Source organism: Priestia sp. BR_2, assembly GCF_041954005.1.
In the GTDB taxonomy this organism is placed as follows: domain Bacteria; phylum Bacillota; class Bacilli; order Paenibacillales; family Paenibacillaceae; genus Paenibacillus_AQ; species Paenibacillus_AQ lautus_A.
In genome coordinates, this window is the sequence record NZ_JAVFHM010000104.1 from 45,649 (window position 1) to 66,009 (window position 20,361).

A 20,361-nucleotide genomic window follows, 5' to 3' on the forward strand; every position below is an offset into this window, starting at 1 on the left:
AAGGGCGGATAACGATGAAAAAACAGCAACCTCAGATTTCGGAGGATAGGATTTTGGAAGCCTCGTGGGAGTTACTTGGTGAGGAGGGGATCGAGAAATTCAGCATGAGACGATTGGCCGTTAGGCTAGGGATTCAGGCTCCCTCTATATACTGGTACTTTAAGAGCAAGCAGAATCTCTACCAGCGTCTGGCCAACCAGGTATCGAAAATCATTCTGGAGGAGCACCACTCCGAGGGGGACTGGAAGGAGCAGCTGAAGGGACTTGCGGTAACGGTCCGAAGCGTGCTCAGCCGGTATCCTTGCTCCACGCAGCTCATGATGTCGACGCTGCCCCACGAACCGGACATCATCCGGTTCACCAACCGTATGCTGCTCTGCGTGGAATCGACGCCGCTTGAGCAAGAGCAAAAAATACAAACGGTTCTTACGATTATGAATTATGTCTTCAACTTCGTTTTGGATGATTATGAGCACCAGCGCAATGTCTCCGCGATTCTTAAGGACCATGGAGCGGGAGCGCTTCCGGGTGAGGAAATGACTCGCCTTCTGGATTCCATGAGCGAGACGGATGCGGGACTGTTCCGGAGAATGTTCACGAACGGGCTGTTCGAACTAATGGGTACCGACAAGGCGTTCGAATTCGGCTTGAAGCTGATTCTGCTCGGGATTGAGCAGGTGATCAAGGAGCAGGAGAAGTAGGAAGTAAGAGCCGCCCATCCGGTGATCGGATGGGCGGTTTTGAATAGGTTTACCGTTTAGTCGCACCAAAATTCGCGCTATAGATGATACGTTGAACCGTATCATAAGTAAGGGCAAGTTTTTTGCGGAATTTCTTGTAAGTTATGGATTAGTATATAGCTTTGCAGGTTCCGGACTATGGTTACGTTTGAAAAGGTACATAGGGTTATCGTATTTTGGAGCTTCCCCGTTACATCGCATTAGGGCCTTTTGTGATGAGAGCCATCGCAGTCATGTTCGTCTGAATTTTAGAAATTAACTGATAGGTGGATTAATGAATCTTTGGAGGTTCAGACTTCATTGTATCGTTAAGGTGGGTCACAAAAACACCTTCGTTCGGGCCAGGGTTATTTCGAAACATTTTCGCTTCTTCGACCAGAACTTCGTCTGTATCCGTACCAAGTACCTTTATCGTCGCATCAATGAATGACGAAAGTGGCATCGCACGCGGTTCATCGTTGTTGCTTTGAACCCACGGTGGCACAATTTCTATCACTTTTACCGAAGTGTCTTTAGGCATGTATCTTTGGGACAGCGTATAGTTATGAAGCGCCGCCTTCGTTGCGGAATATATAGCAGTGGCGGCTAACGGTACAAAACCAAGGATCGAAGTCGTGTTGATGTGATCATTTTCGCGAGATCATTATGAAATAACGCCTGTCGGCTGAAGCCGACAGGCGTTTTTGATAAGTTAATATTTGCAAAAATCACTTGAAACTTTGGACATGATTCCTAACTTCAACTCGTGAATACAATGTTATGAAATAAACCAGGAGGTATAAGAGCCCATGTTTTATATGCCGAGTTATTATCCGCTTAGTTCTATACAAAGGTGCTATCCATATTATCGTAGTGCATCAGAACAAGCTACGTATAAATCTTTAGAGGAGGCACTAACATTAATTGAACAAGCAGTTTCTGGTGAGCGAGAAGATGAGTTATTTTATGATTATTTAATTTCAATGGCACCAACGCAGCAGGAAAAGGAAATTATAATTAGTATCAGGGATGATGAACGCAAACACAATAGGATGTTTCGTATGATCTATGAGGCATTCACGGGGAGAGCGATCCAGTCTCCGACGGAAGTCCAATTTCAAAAACCCGAATCATTTATAGAGGGTGTAGAGAAAGCTTTAATGGGTGAGTTAAAAGCGGTAGAAAGATACCGTAATATCAGAGCTGGACTGCCAAATAGGTATTACCGAGACATGGTATTTGAGATTTTAACTGACGAACTTAAGCATGCAAGTAAGTATAATTTTATTATGAATTTAGAACTCAAAAGAAAGTTGAACAATATTTCTAATTAATGATATGTATAACCATTAGTTCTAAATGGAGTGATGGTATTGGATCAGGATGAAGGTAAAAGAATAATCACATTTATCGTTCTGGCAGTAATCATTTATTCATTTATCACGGGACCTGCAGAAGGTAATGGAGGAGATAATATTCCTATCATAGTGGATTAGTTTGGGGGTAAGAGCAGTGAGGAAAAATAACAATAACAGTAATGGAAAGAACAAGAAAAACGGTAAAAGTAAAAAAAACTCACTGCCCAAGTTATCCCCTGCCCAGATTGCAGTTATAGTCGGAATACTTACCAATGCCTTAGAAGTAAACTCTGTCCTGGTCGATAAAGACCAGAAGGTTCAAGTATTATTAGAGGGTTCCATTCGAAAGAAGACCAAAGCAGATAAAGTGGCGGAAGAACTTGATGATATAAGTGTGAGTGACCTAATCGAAGCCTATATTTTACGATAAGGGTAGACTATTTCTTGAAAGTTCTATCCTTATCGTTTTATTTTTTTAAAACTGCCCATACTTAAGAAAGAAAATGTAAATATATGGAGGTGTGGGTGAAGCATGGTTGATCATATGATAATTTTACTTCGTAGTATATCAGCATTCGTAATTCTGTTAATTATTACACGTTTCTTAGGGAAACAAACATTATCTAACATGAATTTTCATGAGTTTGTTACGGCCGTTATTTTGGGTGCAATTGCTGCGAACTTTGCTTTCAATGAAAAAATGCAAGTCATACACTTACTGATTTCGCTTGCCGTTTTTACATTTACGTCATATTTTTTATCCATAATTGTCGTAAAAAATCGTAAGCTCCGTATGTTGGCTGAAGGCACACCAAGCGTAATTATAGAAGGTGGAAAGGTTCTTGAAGACAATTTAAAGAAAAATAAATTAACATTAGATACAGTCAATCAGATGTTACGTCAAAAAGATATTTTCGACATTTCAGAAGTTGAGTACGGAGTGTTAGAAATCAATGGAATGATATCTGTGATGAAGAAAAAGGAATACCAGAATGTAACTTTAAAAGATTTGAAAAAGGGATCAAAAGTGGAACAACAGTTTCCGATTGAGCTGATCATGGATGGACAACTCCTAGAAAAGAATTTAAAAATAAATGCTCTCTCTCCAGATTGGATTACAGAAAAATTAAAAGCCCGCAACAAAAATATTGAAGATGTTTTTTATGCAGTCAAAGGGACTGACGGTCAATTGTATATAGATTTTTACAAGGACAAAATACAACATCCAGTTGATGTAGAATAATGTTAATTAAGAGCTGCCCGGATGTATTTTGAGTTGAATATCAACTAGAACTTGTCCTTTGACGACGCTTCATCTGGCGAAATTCTCTGTCGAAAGACAGCAGAGTTCGACGTAAACCGGGCTGGCGCATCTCAGCGTGCTGATTGGCGGTCAATTTACTTTACAACAATATGAAGGACAAAGACATGGCGACACTGGTTACGGAAATGCCGGAAAGGAGGCTATTATTCAGTCTGAGCATGTCTGTCCTCACATCTTGGATGTACATATACTGCTCCCTGTATTACCTACCACTATTCGAACCCGATACATTACCCCGATGCATCTCCGTGGTCAAAATTAGAGCTCAGTATGAGAACCGTTGCTAAATAATCCCCCCGGCTTAAGCTGGTGGGGATTTCGATTGTTTCTGCTAAGCAGAGTAGGCTGATTAATGAAACTGCAATTTTTTGCAATATAACCCAATTGAGTTCAATCGTCTTAATATCAACGTTAGGACCGTGAAGCGATCCAATGGAAGCGTTAGAAGAACCTCGTTGTTTTATGCAGGCAGGGTTCTTTTTAGAGTGTAGGACAGTAATGGGTTCTTACATAATAGGAAGGGGAATATAAAAAAATGAAGAATGCAATTGGCTCCTCGAATCAATCCAATTCCTGGTTGACTTTGTTACATATTCTACGTTCCAACCGGCCTGAGATCGCCCGGGCTCATTCTGGACCGCGACAAGTAACCCGAATTTGTCTCTCCGATATCCGGTTATGAATACGTCAGTAAATAACAACATTAATAATGGAAGGCACAAGAAAAATTGTAAAAGTAAAAAACTCACCGCCCAAGTTATCCCCTGCCGATTGGGGAGACATGAATAAGCTTTTATGTGAAAGTGTGAACATTTAATCGCTAATTCGCTTTCTTCTTGTTGGGAAGAATGGAGAGGACATGACAGTATACATGTAGATGTGTTTAATTTGCTCAAAATCTAATTTACAATTGGACCATGACAATCGCCGATGTTGCCTCACGAATGCATTGACTCCGATAGTTATTGTAAGCTCGTAGAGCAGTGGGGGCGTACTACACTGAAAGAAATGGCCCCACTGGTTATGAAGATTAATGATTAAACTAACGGGATATGCGGGGGACAAGAACATGAGCCGATTACCGAGGCGGATACGCTGGAATGTCTGGCAACGGCAGATGTGCACGATTTAGTGCAGCTATGTCTTGAAGGCAAGAAACCAGAGGAGAGAAGAGTGTGGACTACGGTAATCCACTTTTTTCACACTATTATTACTTTATTTGTAGTGATCAACATAAACATTCTATAGAAGAATATTGTTTCTACAGGAGGTTTCCATGGATCAAAAGGATCAAAGTCATCAATTAGACCAAATAAAGCAAATGCAACAAATGTTTAAAGCGAACATGATAACCCAACCTTATCCCATGTACCCTAACTATGGGAAAATCACACGTTATGAAGAAATTCCGATAAGTTTACCTGAACAGCGCCAGCTGCGCCATCCCGGAGAGGAAAAATTCATGGTACCCCTTCCAATTATCGAAAACCCGAACTATAAAGGGAGTGGAAAGTTAACAGGAAAAGTAGCACTTATTACAGGGGGGGATAGTGGAATTGGTGCAGCAGTAGCCATTGCGTTTGCAAAAGAGGGCGCTGATGTTGCTATTTCATACTTAGACGAACATGAGGATGCAAATAGAACAAAAACGAGGATTGAACAATTCGGACAACGTTGTTTTCTAATGCCTGGTGACTTACGAGACAAACATCAATGTATCTCCATTGTAGAACAAACAGTAAATACGTTTGGACGTCTCGACATTCTTTGTAACCACGTTGGTATCCAATTTCAACAACTAAGCCTCCTTGACATTACAGATGAGCAATTCGATGACACCTTCAAAGTTAATATATATTCTCATTTTTACACAACAAGAGCAGCGCTTCCGCACTTAAAACCAGGCAGCTCAATCATTGGCACTTCTTCAGTCGTGACGTATGTAGGTGAGCAGCAAATAATTGATTATACGGCCACAAAAGGCGCAATCGTTGGTTGGACACGTGCTCTGGCAAAAAATGTCGTGAAACAAGGGATCCGAGTCAATGCCGTCGCCCCCGGCCGAATTTGGACTCCGCTTATTTCCGCAAGTTTCTCGTCAGACCAAGTCGCTGTATATGGAGCATTTAATCCAATGGAACGAGTTGCCCATCCATTTGAACTCGCACCAACCTTTGTCTATCTTGCTTCTGATGATTCTCGTTTTGTAACTGGTCAAGTTCTTCATGTTGACGGGGGAGAATCCACACATTCCTAATGGAAGGAGGTTACCATTTTGAGATATGAGTTTAATCCAGAAGTAAAGCTATTGCTTGTAAACCATTCAAATGAAAAAGTAAAGATGGTCTATATAGAGGATTCCTGGCCCATGTCAAAAATAGGACTGAGACCACCATACTATTGCTACCCAAGGTACGAGCTGAATTATCCAATAATCTAAATAATATCAGACATAAAGACTTAGATTTCACCCTAATTGAAGGAAATTATGATCTAGAATTACGAAGGGTATACTTTTTTAGATTTGAAATAAAGGTTGATCAAAAGTCCACCTGAATCCCATGTTTATCATAAATAAAAAGAATCTATTTTGAAAAAAGATTAATCAAACTGGATTCTTTTCTTGTGATTTAGATACAGTTCTCATAGACATACATATGGGACACTTGACGTCTGTCGGGGGAAAAGAACATATTCCCATTGAAAGTCGCTTATTTAGCGACTTTTTTATTTTATCGGTACAAAGTTCTTGTCCCGAGCCAAAGACAAGAACTTGTACCGATTGCCGATTTTAACTTCAATCGTATCAGAGCTAACAGTTACTCCAAACCATCTTATACCGATAGAGGCTTCGACTTTGAGGCGACTATATACTTCAGCATATTTATAACCTTGGATATCTAGCATTAATGATGGAAAACGTATACTTAAAGAGGAGAATTACAAAGGAGCAATAATTGATATGCCATCTAGTTGTTCTGTCTGTGCAGTAACGAAAGAAATTTTGCCTATCAAAGAAAAATTAAATGGGATGAAAAAGAAGAAACTTTACATTTAAAGTCAGACAAATGACCAAAAGGGAATCCAAATAAACCATAGACTCAACAGGAGGTTGTTTAACCATTGGTTTATATACACAGTTATTTATAAAGAAGAAGGTGGTCAATGAATGGAAGTTTGTTCTGTTCAGTCTTTCGAAGGTCCTTGTTTTATGTATAGAAATTGGCCAACCATCTTAAAGTTCAACTTTAATTCGAGTAAGTTATATTTACAACAATTTCTCCATGATCTTAACATCCACATACTTACCATCCAAGATCCCTTGCTTTTCAAATACCCCCACATCACGGTAACCAAGCTTATGATATAAGCCTTGACCATTTTGATTAAATGGAAAGAATTTTATAAAAGTCTTTTTCCTTAGCAATCTCCTCGAGACGCTGAAGAAGCATGCTTCCAACTCCTTTACCTCTAAAGGTTCGATCGATGTATATGGATAGGTCAGCCACACCGTTATAAGCACATCGTTGCGAGTAAGGGTTGAGAGAAGCCCAGCCGATTACTTCATTATCATACTCAGCTACAATGACAGCGTAGCGATCCTGATGTTGCTGGAACCAGTTATTCATATATGCAATATTTTTTTGATCAACTTCTAGTGTCGCAATGCGATCCTCAATTCCTTGATTATAAATGTGCAATATACGTTCCACGTCGCCAGTATCTGCTGCTCTAATCAAAGTGGTTTTCATTGTTAATTCCTCCTATGTAGGAAATATAAGCTTAGCAGCAGGTGGCACAGCAGGTATTTATGCGTGGTTGTCTTGAAAAGGTTATACGTGTTTGTTTTCTATTGAGTTCTTTAATGGTTATCTCTCGGCTTTTTTGAATGTGAAGGTCACTTTTCATTAAATACTCTGCAACGTAAGAATGGAGCAACATCCTAATTCATCTCCTATATATCAAATTTATTAGTCAGATAATGGGCCGCAGCATTTATTAGATTTCGCCATCGCATCGTTAAAAATTTTAACGGAGTGTAGCACGGTTTCTTTTTCAAACTCGGTCATGTACGAAAACACTTCGTTAAGATAGTCATTCATTTGTTGATCAATGGTAGTCGCTATAAACTTTCCTTCCGTCGTAAGAGCCAGTGTATAAACCCTTCGGTCCTGTGGATCCTGAGTTTTTTTCACTAAATTCATTTTGATTAAGGATTGGACTTGTCTGCTAAACGTTGTAATATCAGTTCCTAGAGTCTCTGCAATCTGTTGCATCGAAGGGTTGTGCTGCCGGTCAATCTCATACAAGATGTGGCTTTGCACTAACGAGACATCATTTCCTCCGACACTGCAGCAGGTTTTATTTAGAAGACCAAATCTTCGGGTCATGATCTGAAACAATTCACGAGCATTTTCCATTTTCGAATCACCTCTTGTCATAGTTATACAATAAATATTTGCAATATGCAAATATAACAGGAAGATCCATATAAAATTTTGAATTTCAATTCATATGAGTTGGGTGAATGAGTATTAATCAAAATATTTTGATTTAGTCCTTGAACATACAATTTTTTCATGATATGCTTCATTCATCAAATTTTATTGATGGATGGTGGGACGTCCAATGATGAATTACTACACGATGGAAAAATTGATTGAATATCAACAAAATGAAGTTGAGCTGAAGGCACGACAAATGTGGAAGTGGTTGAATTCACAACACTTGAGACAGACGACGAGCATCTCGGCACCTATCACTGTTCAACCAACCACTGCTTGTTGCCATTGCTGCTAAATGGAGGTAAAGAGTTTATGATCAAAGAACTGAACGTTATCCAGCCATCCTGCGTGAATGTTGATTTTGCCCAATACGAAACTAAATTCAAAGCATTAGCAGATCAGAAAAGACTAAAGATCATGCATGAGCTCAGTCAAAAAGGTAGCGTTTGTGTCTGTGACCTGATGGAAATCATGGAAATGCCTCAGTCAAAGCTATCGTATCACCTAAGAATCCTACTCGATGCTCAGCTGATCACTCTCGAGACGAGGGGGACTTGGAGCTATTATGAGTTAAATCATGCAGTAGTTAATCGGTTGCTTTCACCTGAGTTATGTTGCATTTTTCGTTCGATAGACGACAAGCAGGGTGGATGTTGCTTATAAAGTCCAAAGGTCTTATTTCACTATTGTACAACTTTCCAAGCTTATACTTGCAATATGCAAATAAAGAGATTAGAATTCATTTATAGCACGAACTGAATTCTAAGTGCGTCTTTTCCAGACTGCTGCTGCAAGTACATTGGTTCATTTTTAATTAATAAATCAAAAAAAATTGATGTATATCAAATGGGAGGCCGTACGAATGAAAAACATTGAATTTAAGGTAGCCTCATCTTCTTGTTGTACACCCCAAGTAACGTTAAACACTTTAGAAACTGTGAAGGAGGAGCATGTGCCCTATAGCCATAACCTGCCGGTCGCGATTATCGGTGCCGGCCCGATTGGTTTGGCAGCAGCGGCTCACTTGGTGGAGAGAGGACAAAAATTCATCCTTTTTGAAGCAGGATCTAGCATTGGTCAGAACATTCTACAATGGGGACATGTACGCCTTTTTTCACCATGGCAGTATAACATCGATAAAGCCGCTGAGCGCCTTTTGCGTAAACAAGGTTGGCAGTCTCCAGCATTAACGGAATTACCTTTCGGTCAAGAGATCGTTCATCAATATTTGAGACCTTTGGCGAAGCTGCCTGAACTGGAACCTTATATTATGTTGAATTCCAAAGTCATTTCCATATCGAAAAAGAATACAGACAAAATGAAATCGGCTAATCGTGAAGCTGCGCCATTCGTACTTTATGTTGAAACAAACGACTCCACAGAACGCTTTGAAGCTAGGGCAGTCATTGATGCGTCCGGAACCTGGGGACAGTCGAACCCTATGCATGCAGACGGGATTTGGACACGTGGAGAGCGTGATTTGAAAGATCACATTTATTATGGGATTCCAGATTTATCAGCTGAACAAGAGCTGAAGTACAGAGGGAAACGCGTTGCAGTCGTAGGAGGCGGACACTCTGCGTTCAACACACTGCTAGATCTAGCCAAGCTCAAAGAAACAGATCCGAGCACGGAAATTATTTGGGTGATGAGAAAGAAATCGGTGGAAGATGCTTACGGCGGAGAAGAGAATGACCAGTTAGAGGCTCGAGGAGCACTTGGAAGCCACATTCATCAGTTGATTGATGCCTGCAAAGTCCAAGTGGTTACTCCATTTATGATCGAGAAGGTTTTCAAACACAATGGACGGATTCACATTAAAGGGACTGCAACTGGTGAAAGCAAGGAAATACAAGAAATCGATGAGATTATCGTTAATACAGGAAGCCGGCCGGATTTCTCATTCTTGAGCGAGATTAGACTTAGCATCGATCCTGCTACGGAGAGTGTTGAAGCACTCGCGCCCCTAATCGACCCCAATGTGCACAGCTGCGGAACCGTAAGACCTCATGGTGAAAAAGAGCTGCGCCATGTAGACAAGAACTTTTATCTCGTTGGAATGAAGAGCTATGGCCGGGCGCCAACATTTCTTATGGCCACGGGCTACGAACAGGTCAGATCCATTGCAGCATACCTGGATGGCGATCTAGAAGCTGCATTGAAGGTTGAATTGGAGCTGCCAGAGACCGGCGTATGTGGTATTAGCAGTGCGCCGAATGCCAACGATTGTTGCATGCCAGTTTCATCTGCTAAAACGAGCTGCAATTAAAAATTAGAGAAGGGGGAGAATCGGAAGACAAGATTCTCCCTGGTCGACCAATCGAAAAAGTGAAGAGTGATGTACAAATCAATCATTCTAATAAAGAAGTGCTGGTCGTAGGTGGAGGAGATTCCGCCGTGGAAGAAGCCAATTTCCTTACGAGGTTCGCTTCCAAGGTAACGATTGTTCATCGCCGTGATGAACTGCGTGCTTCGAAGATTATGCAGGAACGTGCAAGACAAAATCCTAAAATAAGCTGGGCTCTTAGCAATGAATCCACTGAAATTATCGCAGATGATCGCGGAGTTACCGGACTGCGCGTCAAGGATATAAAAACAGGAAATGAAGAAATCATCGAGACCAACGGAATTTTTATTGCGACGGGTCATGATCTGGCTAATGTATAAGTGTATGCTTATGTGTGAATTGAATTTCACTTAAAATAGATAACAAAATTAATTCCAACAGAAAACGATAAGGCACAACTTGGCCCAGTCACAAGCGTTTTCTGCCCCGACCCTTATGGTCGGTTTTTACATTAACATGAGAGCAAGAAGGAGCAATTAGATCATGCAGGGCACCAATGATTTGACCCACGGTCCTATTATGTCTACTTTAATGAAATTGACGATTCCCATCATTGCAACCAATTTTATATCTACAACCTACGGTCTTGTGGATATGATTTGGGTTGGAGGGCTAGGAAGCGGTCCGGTTGCTGCGATTGGCACAGCAAGCTTCTTCATTAATTTAGCGATTGCGTTATCGACCTTGATAACGATTGGTACTGGCATCAAGGTCTCACATTGTATGGGAGCCGGTCAGGGAGAACAAGCTAAGTCTTATGTAAAAAACGGATTTATCATGTCTATTGTATTAGGGCTGCCCTACATGGTTTTTATCATATTGACCCAGGACCAGCTGATCGGTTTCTTCGATCTGGGAAGTGAAAAAGTTGAGCAGATGGCGAAGCAATTTCTATTGATTTCGATAGGAGGTACCCTATTTTCAATTCTGAACACCTTATATGCAACCGTTTTGAATGCAATGGGAAACAGCAAACAACCATTTTATATTTTTTCAATGGGTCTCATTTTGAATATTATTCTTGATCCATTTTTAATATATGGAGTCGGCAGTTTTGAAGGTTGGGGAGTTGCAGGAGCCGCTATTGCTACATTAACGGCCAATGTATTAGTGACATTGCTGTTTGTCATGAAAACGAAAAACTTAGAAATAATCTCTAAGCTATCGGTCTGGAACAGCCGTCTCATGAAAGAAGTTATCCGATTGGGAGTTCCGATCACGATTCAACGGGTCACCTTTACGATCATTTCGATCATTATTGCTAAAATTATTGTAAGGTGGGGGGCTGATGCCATTGCGGTTCAAAAAGTTGGCATTCAAATTGAATCGATCTCCTATATGACGATCGGTGGTCTACAAGGGGCTATCGCGGCCTTTTTTGGACAAAATTACGGAGCACGTCGATTGGATCGAATTCGGCTGGGTTATCGAAAAGCGTTGCTGTTGACCTCCATATTTGGCATTTTCATTTCGCTCGAATTCATTTTATTTCCTCAGCAGCTCTTTTCGCTGTTTCTTTCTGATGATACGAGCATAAAGCTCGGAACGGACTATATGCGATTTATCGGGTTCTCCCAATTGTTCATGTGCATGGAACTGATGACCGTAGGTGCGTTTAACGGTATTGGTAAAACACATATTCCGCCGATCTTCAGCATTTTATTTACGGCGCTAAGAATACCCTTGGCTTTGCTCTTATCTGAACCGTTCGGTTTAAATGGGGTGTGGATGTCGATTGCGCTAAGTAGTGTTTTTAAGGGGATTATTTTGGTCATCTGGTTTAGAAAGTCTTTGCGCAGTATTCATAAATCGCTTGCAATTTCTTAATGAACAAGGACAAAGGACGGTCATAACTATGAATTTGTTGAATCGTGAACTTATACAGATTGTAATCGACAATGCACTTCAAAATGATCTGCTTCGAGGTCATTTCGGTTTAGAAAAAGAAAATGTACGAGTCGATCAAGATGGAAAGCTTGCACTGACACCTCACCCGAAGGCTTTCGGGAGCAAGACGGAAAACCCTTATATTCAAACTGATTTCTCAGAAAGTCAAATTGAGATGATAACTCCCGCCTTTGAGTCGATTGAAGAGACTTATCATTTCATGGAAGCCTTGCAAGACATTGTTTCTGTGGAATTGGAAGGAGAGTATTTATGGCCAAGCAGCAATCCACCCATGCTACCCGAAGAGAAAGAAATTCCTATTGCCAAAATGAGCGATCCCATCGCAGACGACTATCGAAGTGAATTGGCGGATAAGTATGGTCGTAAAAGACAATTGTTAAGCGGAATTCATTATAATTTCTCGTTTGATGAGAAATTTCTTACAAAACTATATGAGACCCAGGGACGGCATAAAGACTTTAAGGAGTTCAAAGATACGATTTACTTTAAAGTAGCCCGTAACTTGATGAGGTATCGATGGCTGCTCATTTATCTAACAGGAGCAAGTCCTGTTTTTGATAATACCTATATCGAGGAATGTGTTAGCTTGGCGAATTCGCATGATAATAAAAGTTATTATTTTCCGATTATGAACTCACTTCGAAACAGTATGTGTGGCTATCGGAATGAAAAGTCGTATTATGTTTCTTTTAATTCGGCCAAAGAGTATGTTCATGACTTAAACAGGCTAATTCAAAAGAATGAATTATTGAGCGTAAAGGAATTTTACAGCCCTGTTCGCTTAAAAACCGCTAAGGGGATCAATCCGTGCCAAGAGCTTGTGGAAGATGGAGTAGCATACTTAGAGCTTCGATTCATAGATATTAATCCACTTCATAAGATTGGAATAAGTAAAGAAATGATGCACTTCATCCATTTGTTTATTCTATTTATGCTGCTTAAAGTAGATGAATCCTTCCATGAGGAAGATCAAAGGATAGCTGATGTAAACCAAGATCAGGTGATAATGAAAGGAATTAAGGACTATTTAAACGAGCCTGAACATAGTCAGCTCACGATGGAGGAAATGGCACTTGCTATTATCGATGAGATGAAGGATATGGTGCAGCTTTTGTTTCCTAAGAAAGATTACCAGCAGATTCTGGACGGTGAAAAGCAAAAGATTCTTCATACTGAGTTGAATGTTGCATCTAGGGTGAAGTCCGACATTCAAAAATCAACCTATCTGACATACCATTTGGAAAAAGCGAAAACATACGCTCAGAACAGTATTCAAAATGGATACCGTTTTGCAGGGTATGAGGATCTCGAATTATCAACACAACTTCTCTTAAAGGCTGCGGTGAAACGAGGCATACGCTTTACGTGGATGGATCGCGATGAGAATTTTGTATTACTTTCAAAAGGTAATCATCAAGAGTATGTGAAACAAGCCACGAAAACTTCCTTGGACTCCTATAGTACGGTGTTAATTATGGAAAATAAGGTGGTTACGAAAGAAGTTCTCAAACAACATGGAATTCATGTACCGTCAGGGGAAGCGTTTCAGAGCTTGAATGAAGCAATGTCCACCTATGAAACCTATCGCGGTATTCCCATTGTGATAAAGCCCAAATCAACCAATTTTGGACTCGGCATTACAATCTTCAATCAAGATTATTCGAGAGAGGATATGAAAAAAGCGTTTGAAATCGCCTTTTCTCACGATCAAACGGTTCTTCTTGAGGAATTTATGACAGGAAAGGAATATCGCTTTCTGGTCATGGGGGATCAGGTTGTAGGGGTCCTGCATCGTGTCCCAGCAAATGTCGTCGGTGACGGTGTCCACACGATCGAACAGCTTGTTCATGAGAAGAATAAAGACCCACTTCGAGGTAAGGGGTATAAGACTCCCCTTGAGAAAATTCAGTTAGGGGAAGCAGAAGAGATGTTTTTGAAGAACCGTGGTATGAGTTGGAACGATATACCCCAACAAGGGGAAGTTATTTATCTAAGAGAAAATTCGAATATTAGTACAGGTGGAGACAGTATCGATTTTACGGATGAAATGCCAAACAGCTATAAGGAACTTGCCGTTCAATCAGCTAAAGCTGCAGGAGCGACCATATGTGGTGTAGATATGATGATTGATTCTTTAGAGGAAGAAGCAACCGATACCAATTACAGCATTATAGAAATTAACTTTAATCCAGCGATCCATATCCACTGTTACCCTTATATCGGAAAGAACAGAAAGGCAAATGAAAAGATTCTGGATTTATTGTTTGGTTAGGATTACCGCTGTGTAAGTTGATTCCATCGGGTAACGTGTCGCAGGGATACCAGGCTGTTTAGACAAATGACTGAATTGAATTGTGATTGACACAAGGTGATGATGAAAGAAGGGCGGAGGGAGACCTGCCGCCCAATACGGGGCGGGATTTGGATATATAATTTGCTGATATAAGCGATAATGCATAAAGATTTTGGGAGTTGCATCTACACACTTGAAATCAAGCACTCTTTGGATTAATATATAAGCATTAAATTATATGGTTATGATGTTATCATTCAAAAAAGGGGTGAGTCTTTTTGGAGCAAATGAACGAAATTGCCGAGAAGCTAAAACTGCTTGGAGATAAAACAAGGCTGACTATGTTAACGCTTCTTAAACAAAAAGAATGGTGTGTTTGCGAATTTGTCGATATTTTCGACATGTCCCAGCCAGCGATTAGCCAGCACTTAAGAAAGCTTAAGTCTCAGGGGATTGTGAATGAAGCTCGTCGTGGCCAATGGGTTTTTTATTCCTTGAATGTTGATGACAAGCCATATATCCAAGCCGTGTTAAATGAGATGCCAAGTGCTCAAGAAGTACTGTCATCCATGAATAAGGAAGTTAACTGTTCTTGTAATTAACAGGAATATTTAGCAAATGGTTGAATGATGCTAAATATGATCTCTGTTTTTTATATAAGTATATAGTTATATATTGATTGTTGCTGTACTTAAGTAATCGCATAATTGGAGGTTTGAACATTGGTTTCTGTTGTCCTGGCTAGCATCATTTTTATTGTTACCTTAATTTTTGTCATTTGGCAGCCTAAAGATCTATCCATTGGTTGGTCTGCCTGCGGTGGTGCTGTACTGGCACTGCTTGTAGGAGTCGTTGACTTTCAGGATGTATGGGATGTCACCCAGATCGTATGGAATGCAACGCTTGCTTTTGTTGCGATCATTATCATTTCTTTGATCTTAGATAAAATCGGTTTGTTCGAGTGGGCCGCCTTACATATGGCGAATGCTGCTCGAGGAAACGGTATCCGGATGTTTGTCTATGTATCCGTTCTTGGAGCTGTTGTCGCTGCATTTTTCGCAAACGATGGTGCTGCTCTGATCTTAACTCCGATTTTGCTTGCCATGGTACGAGCGCTGAATTTTGACGAGAAGAAGGTATTCCCTTTCATCATCGCAAGTGGTTTTATTGCGGATACAACTTCGCTTCCACTTGTAGTCAGCAACCTGGTGAATATCGTATCGGCTGATTTCTTCGGAATTACGTTTATCGAATACGCCAGTCGTATGTTGGTTCCCAATCTGTTCTCTTTAGTAGCCAGTATCCTTGTACTTTATTTGTTTTTCCGCAAAAGCATCCCGCGAAAGTTCGATGGGACGCAGCTTAAAGAACCTTCAACGGCAATTCAAGATCCTCAGATGTTCCGATTATCATGGATCGTATTGAGCGTGCTGCTGATCGGTTACTTTGTGTGTGAATTCGTGGGTATCCCTGTATCGATCGTAGCTGGTGTTATCGCGATATTCTTCCTGCTGATGGCGAGAAAAAGTCCGGCTGTACAAACCAAAGAAGTACTCAAAGGGGCTCCGTGGGCGATCGTATTTTTCTCGATCGGCATGTACGTTGTGGTCTATGGCTTACGTAACGCCGGTCTTACAGATCTTCTGGCAAGTGTCATACAGAGCTTAGCGGATCAAGGGCTGTTTGCTGCAACCATGGGAATGGGCTTCATTGCTGCGATTATTTCTTCCATCATGAACAATATGCCGACCGTCATGATTGATGCACTCGCCATCGATGCGACAAACACGTCGGCTGCCATTAAAGAGGCCTTAATTTATGCGAATGTGATAGGTTCCGATTTAGGTCCCAAAATTACACCGATTGGTTCACTAGCCACCTTGCTTTGGCTGCATGTCCTTTCGACCAAAGGCGTGAAGATCAGCTGGGGGACTTACTTTAAGACAGGGATTATTTTGACCATCCCAACGTTATTTATAACCCTTTTAGGATTATATATCTGGCTAACCATACTTTAATTCAAGTGATAAGGGAGAGAATCGATGATGGAAAAAAAGACACTATACTTCTTGTGCACAGGCAACTCTTGCCGCAGCCAAATGGCTGAAGGATGGGCCAAAAAACATCTGGGTGATGATTGGAATGTCTACAGCGCCGGCATCGAAGCTCATGGCCTAAACCCGAATGCGGTCAAAGCAATGAACGAGGTGGGGATCGATATTTCGAACCAAACTTCGGATATCATCGATCCGTTGTTGTTAAATCAATCCGATCTGGTGGTCACCCTGTGCGGTGATGCTGCCGATCGTTGTCCGATGACACCTCCTCATGTTCGCCGTGAGCACTGGGGATTTGACGATCCTGCCAAGGCTCAGGGTACCGACGAAGAAAAATGGGCTGTTTTTCAGCGCGTTCGCGATCAAATCGGCGAGCGTATTCAAAAGTTCGCTGAAATCGGCGAGTAAAACAATAGGAAATTAGGGGCCGGGAATATTTCTCGGCTTCCTTTATTACTAGAGGGAAACGACATGATATCCATTGAAATTTATGATCCGGCCATGTGCAATGCTACAGGAGTGTGCGGAAAAGCGTGGACCCTGAATTGATTCGCGTATCAACAGTTGTCCACAATCTAATCAGTTTTTGTAATAATTCGGTTTTTAATTTTTATCTTCAAAACTTTTAACTTCTATCGCTATAGCTGTTGACTTCAAATTAATTATCTGGCTTAAATGTTAGAGAACGGAATGGTTTAGACTCAAAGTAATATATCAAGAAGGGAGAAAACAAATGTTTGACTTTTTAACTTTGTTTACGTATGTAATCGTTGTCCTTGGTCTATTTTTAATTCCAGGACCAGCTGTTCTCCTTACGATCACCCAAACCGTTCAAAATGGGCGAAAAGGAGGTATCATGGCAGGACTTGGCATAGCAACTGGGGATTTTCTTCATACGTTATTTGCTACTATGGGGCTCTCAACAATACTTATGACCTCTGCTTTTGCATTCAATTTTGTTAAATATGCAGGTGCGGCTTATTTACTGTATCTAGGGATTCGCTCAATGTTAAGTAAGTCTTCAGAGCCACAACTTCCTGAGATTGAATCGGCGGGGGCCTTAAAGTCGTATGTTTCGGCGACTGTGGCCGAGATACTTAATCCAAAAACTGCACTATTCTTTCTGGCTTTCTTGCCTCAGTTTATTAACCATGGACGAGGTGAAGTATTGGGGCAATTTTTGATACTTGGCCTCATCTTTGTAACATTAAGTGCATTGTATACGACAGTGATCGTATTAAGTGTTTCGGCCATTGGAAAAATAGCTAAACGGATGAAATGGGTAGTCCATTTGAGTCGTTGGAGCGGCAAACTGGTCGGAACGATCTATATCGGGCTAGGTTTAAAGGTTGCATTCCAAAGACAGTGATTTTATGAAGTTAAGGTTTTAAAGATAACTGCCGTATTGGGGGGAGTTCAATCAAACAGCGGCTTGTCGGCGGCCAAAATGGGCGGGCCGCGTTCGAAGTAATGGCCCCCGGTGGCCGTCTTTCAGTGCATAAGGTTACCTTCATCAATCCCATGGAGGCGAGTGTCGGGGGACAAGAACATGAGCCGATCACCGATTAGACAGAAATCTAATTTAAATTCTTTAGTTGACCTTAAAAGAAAACATTATGTCAAAATAAAAAACCAAACTTTATTTTGAAGTGCACCCCTTAGAATGGACATTGGAACCCCTGGTTTATCCAATGAAATTCTAGGGGGTGTATTTTTGTATGTCAACTAAAGGACAGAAGTATAAAACATATTCGGAAAAGCTCAAGAAAGAGGCAGTACGACTGCATGTTATTGAAGGTTGGACTTACCGGAAGATTAATGAACACTTAGGGATTAGTGATTCCCAACGGATGAAGAAATGGATGAGGAAATATCAAACTCTTCAAGGTATCTCGTAGCGGTTACTACGCCTATCTGAAGCGCAAAAATGTGGATCGGGACAAGGAAGCTGCATCGCTCATTCGTCAGGTATATGCACGCTATGTAGAGAAATAAGGTCACCGCCATATCCAATTGTTCTTATGGTAGGACGATGCGTGTGGATGAATCACAAGAAAATATTGAGTCTGATGCAAAAGCTAGGACTACAGGCCAAAATTCGCTGCAAACGCCGTTTTAAACCAAGTGAGGGATCGAATGCCGGAGAATCTGCTAAAGCGAGATTTTAAGGCAGATAAACCAAACCAAAAATGGGTAACAGATGTAACGCAATATCGGGTAGGTGAGCGATGGCTGTATCTTTCGGCGGTTAAAGATTTATTCGACAATGAGATCGTAGCCTACGAGCTCAGCGAACGTAACGACAACAGCTGGTTCTGCAGACGTTTGCCAAAGCGTTTGCTAAGTAAAAGACGTGACCGGATTGGTCATTCACAGTGTCCAAGCCCTCCAGTACACGTCTCACGCTTACCACGATATGCTGCCAAAGGTTGGCGCCAAAATCAGCATGTCTCGCCGAGGCAATTGCCTAGACAACGCCTCCATAGAGAGCTTCTTCTGGCATCTGAAAACGGAAGGGCTCTATCCCTATAATATCCTAAATTTGGGAGAGACACAAAGTTGAATTGAGAAATATATACAGTTTTATAACCAAAAGCGACCACAGAGAAAATTAAAATCGTAAGATATGGAGACTATTTTGGAGGTGTCTTTGCATTGTTTAAGAGAAGATATTGTTTTGTAGTATTGACTTAGAGTGCGCTTAAACTCGTATACTGGTTGCGTACGATGCAAGTAAGCGGAAGTTAATTCAGTTTGTTAAAAGGAGGATATAGTGTGAAGCATGTTCCGTTGGGGAATACAGGAATGCTGGTAAGTGCTTATTCTTTGGGCTGTCTGAATTTTGGATCGCGAACCAACAAAAAAACCTCTTTCCAACTGCTTGATCATTTTTTTGAAGCAGGGGGAAACTTTCTGGATACAGCCAATAATTATGCGATATGGAACGATGGCTGTGTTGGGGGAGAAAGCGAGTCTTTGCTTGGCGAATGGATGAAAGAAAGAAAAAACAGACATCAGATCATCTTGGCCACCAAAGTGGGAGCGAAACCGGTAGTGCCGAAAAGTGAAAAATTGGAAGGTTTAAGTCGCCAAGCGATTGAGAATGAAATTGACGAAAGTTTGCTTAGGCTAGGAACAGATTATGTAGACTTATATTATGCTCATGTAGACGATATTGAAACTGAACTCGAGGAAACCTTGGAGACTTTTGATTCCTTGATTAAAGCCGGCAAAGTAAGGGCTATAGGCTGCAGTAATTATCGGCTTTCCAGGATCCTTGAGGCCAAGGCGATCAGTATGTCAAAAGGATGGGAGTCCTATTGCTGCATCCAGCAACGATATACGTATTTGCAGCCTAGAGTGGATGCGAATTTCGGACTGCAGGTCAGTGTGGATGAGGATTTACTTGCTTACTGCAGTCAACACGATGATTTTACGCTCATGGCTTATTCCCCCCTCCTTGGAGGCATATACAACCGAAAGGATGCTGTCTTACCCGATGCATATCGGAGAGAGGATCAGATGACTCGTATGCATACGCTAAGGAAGGTTGCTGGAGAGCTGGGAGCGACACCGAATCAGCTTATCCTTGCTTGGATGCTGCAAAATCATCCGAGAGCTCTTCCAATTGTTGCTGCAAGTGATCTAACGCAATTGGAAGAAAATTTGGGGGCACTTAAGCTTCGTATTAACTCAGATCAGCTTGATCAATTGAACGGCGCCTGCCTCACTTAATCAACTTTTATCAACTTATGACATACCTGCGCTAAAGGTATTTTCATACGACCTATCGAAACATAAGTATAGTTAGAAGCGAAATTACACAAGAACCACCCGGAGTGTATCGGAG

The 20,361-nt window shown here is 41.2% G+C and carries 16 protein-coding genes and 3 pseudogenes; 16 read left to right on the forward strand and 3 right to left on the reverse strand.

What is annotated here, in order from left to right:
• Positions 1–14: 14 nt before the first annotated feature.
• Complete coding sequence (locus RB298_RS02895) at positions 15–701, forward strand: TetR/AcrR family transcriptional regulator (RefSeq protein ID WP_486045675.1); 687 nt, start codon at positions 15–17, stop codon at positions 699–701.
• A 310-nt stretch (positions 702–1,011) separates the two neighbouring features.
• On the opposite strand, the pseudogene RB298_RS02900 reads toward RB298_RS02895, so the two are convergent.
• A pseudogene (locus RB298_RS02900) lies at positions 1,012–1,362 on the reverse strand (SDR family NAD(P)-dependent oxidoreductase); the annotation flags it as partial.
• Positions 1,363–1,528: 166 nt separating this feature from the next.
• Here RB298_RS02900 and RB298_RS02905 point away from each other — a divergent pair.
• The 4 genes from RB298_RS02905 (at position 1,529) to RB298_RS02920 (ending at position 5,658) form a co-directional block, all read left to right on the forward strand.
• Positions 1,529–2,053, forward strand: coding sequence for a ferritin-like domain-containing protein (locus tag RB298_RS02905; protein ID WP_486045677.1), 525 nt, complete (start codon positions 1,529–1,531; stop codon positions 2,051–2,053).
• A 178-nt stretch (positions 2,054–2,231) separates the two neighbouring features.
• Entirely contained in the window at positions 2,232–2,507 is a 276-nt protein-coding gene (locus RB298_RS02910; protein WP_096773724.1) for a hypothetical protein, read from the forward strand.
• 102 nt (positions 2,508–2,609) lie between these two features.
• A complete protein-coding gene (locus tag RB298_RS02915) occupies positions 2,610–3,320 on the forward strand; it encodes a YetF domain-containing protein (RefSeq protein ID WP_096773723.1) in 711 nt (236 codons plus the stop codon).
• Positions 3,321–4,677: 1,357 nt separating this feature from the next.
• Positions 4,678–5,658 (forward strand): SDR family oxidoreductase, encoded by a 981-nt coding sequence (locus RB298_RS02920; protein ID WP_486045680.1) that lies wholly within the window; start codon positions 4,678–4,680, stop codon positions 5,656–5,658.
• Positions 5,659–6,669: 1,011 nt separating this feature from the next.
• Here RB298_RS02920 and RB298_RS02925 read toward each other — a convergent pair.
• Positions 6,670–7,153 (reverse strand): annotated as a pseudogene (locus RB298_RS02925) (arsinothricin resistance N-acetyltransferase ArsN1 family A).
• 219 nt (positions 7,154–7,372) lie between these two features.
• The gene (locus tag RB298_RS02930; protein ID WP_096773720.1) at positions 7,373–7,822 is read right to left on the reverse strand and encodes a MarR family winged helix-turn-helix transcriptional regulator; all 450 of its coding nucleotides are present in this window, start codon (positions 7,820–7,822) and stop codon (positions 7,373–7,375) included.
• A gap of 432 nt (positions 7,823–8,254) precedes the next feature.
• On the opposite strand from RB298_RS02930, the gene RB298_RS02935 reads away from it, so the two are divergent.
• The 11 genes and pseudogenes from RB298_RS02935 to RB298_RS02985 all read left to right on the forward strand — a co-directional run bounded on the left by RB298_RS02935 (position 8,255) and on the right by RB298_RS02985 (position 20,246).
• A complete protein-coding gene (locus RB298_RS02935) occupies positions 8,255–8,569 on the forward strand; it encodes an ArsR/SmtB family transcription factor (RefSeq protein ID WP_096774554.1) in 315 nt (104 codons plus the stop codon).
• 199 nt (positions 8,570–8,768) lie between these two features.
• Complete coding sequence (locus tag RB298_RS02940) at positions 8,769–10,175, forward strand: NAD(P)-binding domain-containing protein (protein WP_096773719.1); 1,407 nt, start codon at positions 8,769–8,771, stop codon at positions 10,173–10,175.
• Between the two features lie 32 nt (positions 10,176–10,207).
• A pseudogene (locus RB298_RS02945) lies at positions 10,208–10,555 on the forward strand (NAD(P)/FAD-dependent oxidoreductase); the annotation flags it as partial.
• A gap of 181 nt (positions 10,556–10,736) precedes the next feature.
• On the forward strand, positions 10,737–12,080 hold the full coding sequence (locus RB298_RS02950) for an MATE family efflux transporter (RefSeq protein WP_486045683.1): 1,344 nt from the start codon (positions 10,737–10,739) through the stop codon (positions 12,078–12,080).
• Positions 12,081–12,108: 28 nt separating this feature from the next.
• Positions 12,109–14,433 carry a bifunctional glutamate--cysteine ligase GshA/glutathione synthetase GshB gene (gene gshAB, locus RB298_RS02955; RefSeq protein WP_486045685.1) on the forward strand — a complete coding sequence of 775 codons (2,325 nt, stop codon included), beginning with the start codon at positions 12,109–12,111 and terminating at the stop codon, positions 14,431–14,433.
• Between the two features lie 299 nt (positions 14,434–14,732).
• Positions 14,733–15,056 carry an ArsR/SmtB family transcription factor gene (locus RB298_RS02960; protein ID WP_486045687.1) on the forward strand — a complete coding sequence of 108 codons (324 nt, stop codon included), beginning with the start codon at positions 14,733–14,735 and terminating at the stop codon, positions 15,054–15,056.
• Between the two features lie 120 nt (positions 15,057–15,176).
• On the forward strand, positions 15,177–16,472 hold the full coding sequence (locus tag RB298_RS02965) for an arsenic transporter (protein WP_486045689.1): 1,296 nt from the start codon (positions 15,177–15,179) through the stop codon (positions 16,470–16,472).
• 27 nt (positions 16,473–16,499) lie between these two features.
• Positions 16,500–16,919 carry an arsenate reductase (thioredoxin) gene (gene arsC / locus RB298_RS02970; RefSeq protein ID WP_096774553.1) on the forward strand — a complete coding sequence of 140 codons (420 nt, stop codon included), beginning with the start codon at positions 16,500–16,502 and terminating at the stop codon, positions 16,917–16,919.
• Between the two features lie 325 nt (positions 16,920–17,244).
• Complete coding sequence (locus tag RB298_RS02975; RefSeq protein WP_277748967.1) at positions 17,245–17,880, forward strand: LysE family translocator; 636 nt, start codon at positions 17,245–17,247, stop codon at positions 17,878–17,880.
• 767 nt (positions 17,881–18,647) lie between these two features.
• A complete protein-coding gene (locus tag RB298_RS02980; protein WP_486045691.1) occupies positions 18,648–19,043 on the forward strand; it encodes a DDE-type integrase/transposase/recombinase in 396 nt (131 codons plus the stop codon).
• A 243-nt stretch (positions 19,044–19,286) separates the two neighbouring features.
• On the forward strand, positions 19,287–20,246 hold the full coding sequence (locus tag RB298_RS02985; protein WP_096773711.1) for an aldo/keto reductase: 960 nt from the start codon (positions 19,287–19,289) through the stop codon (positions 20,244–20,246).
• Positions 20,247–20,361 lie beyond the last annotated feature (115 nt).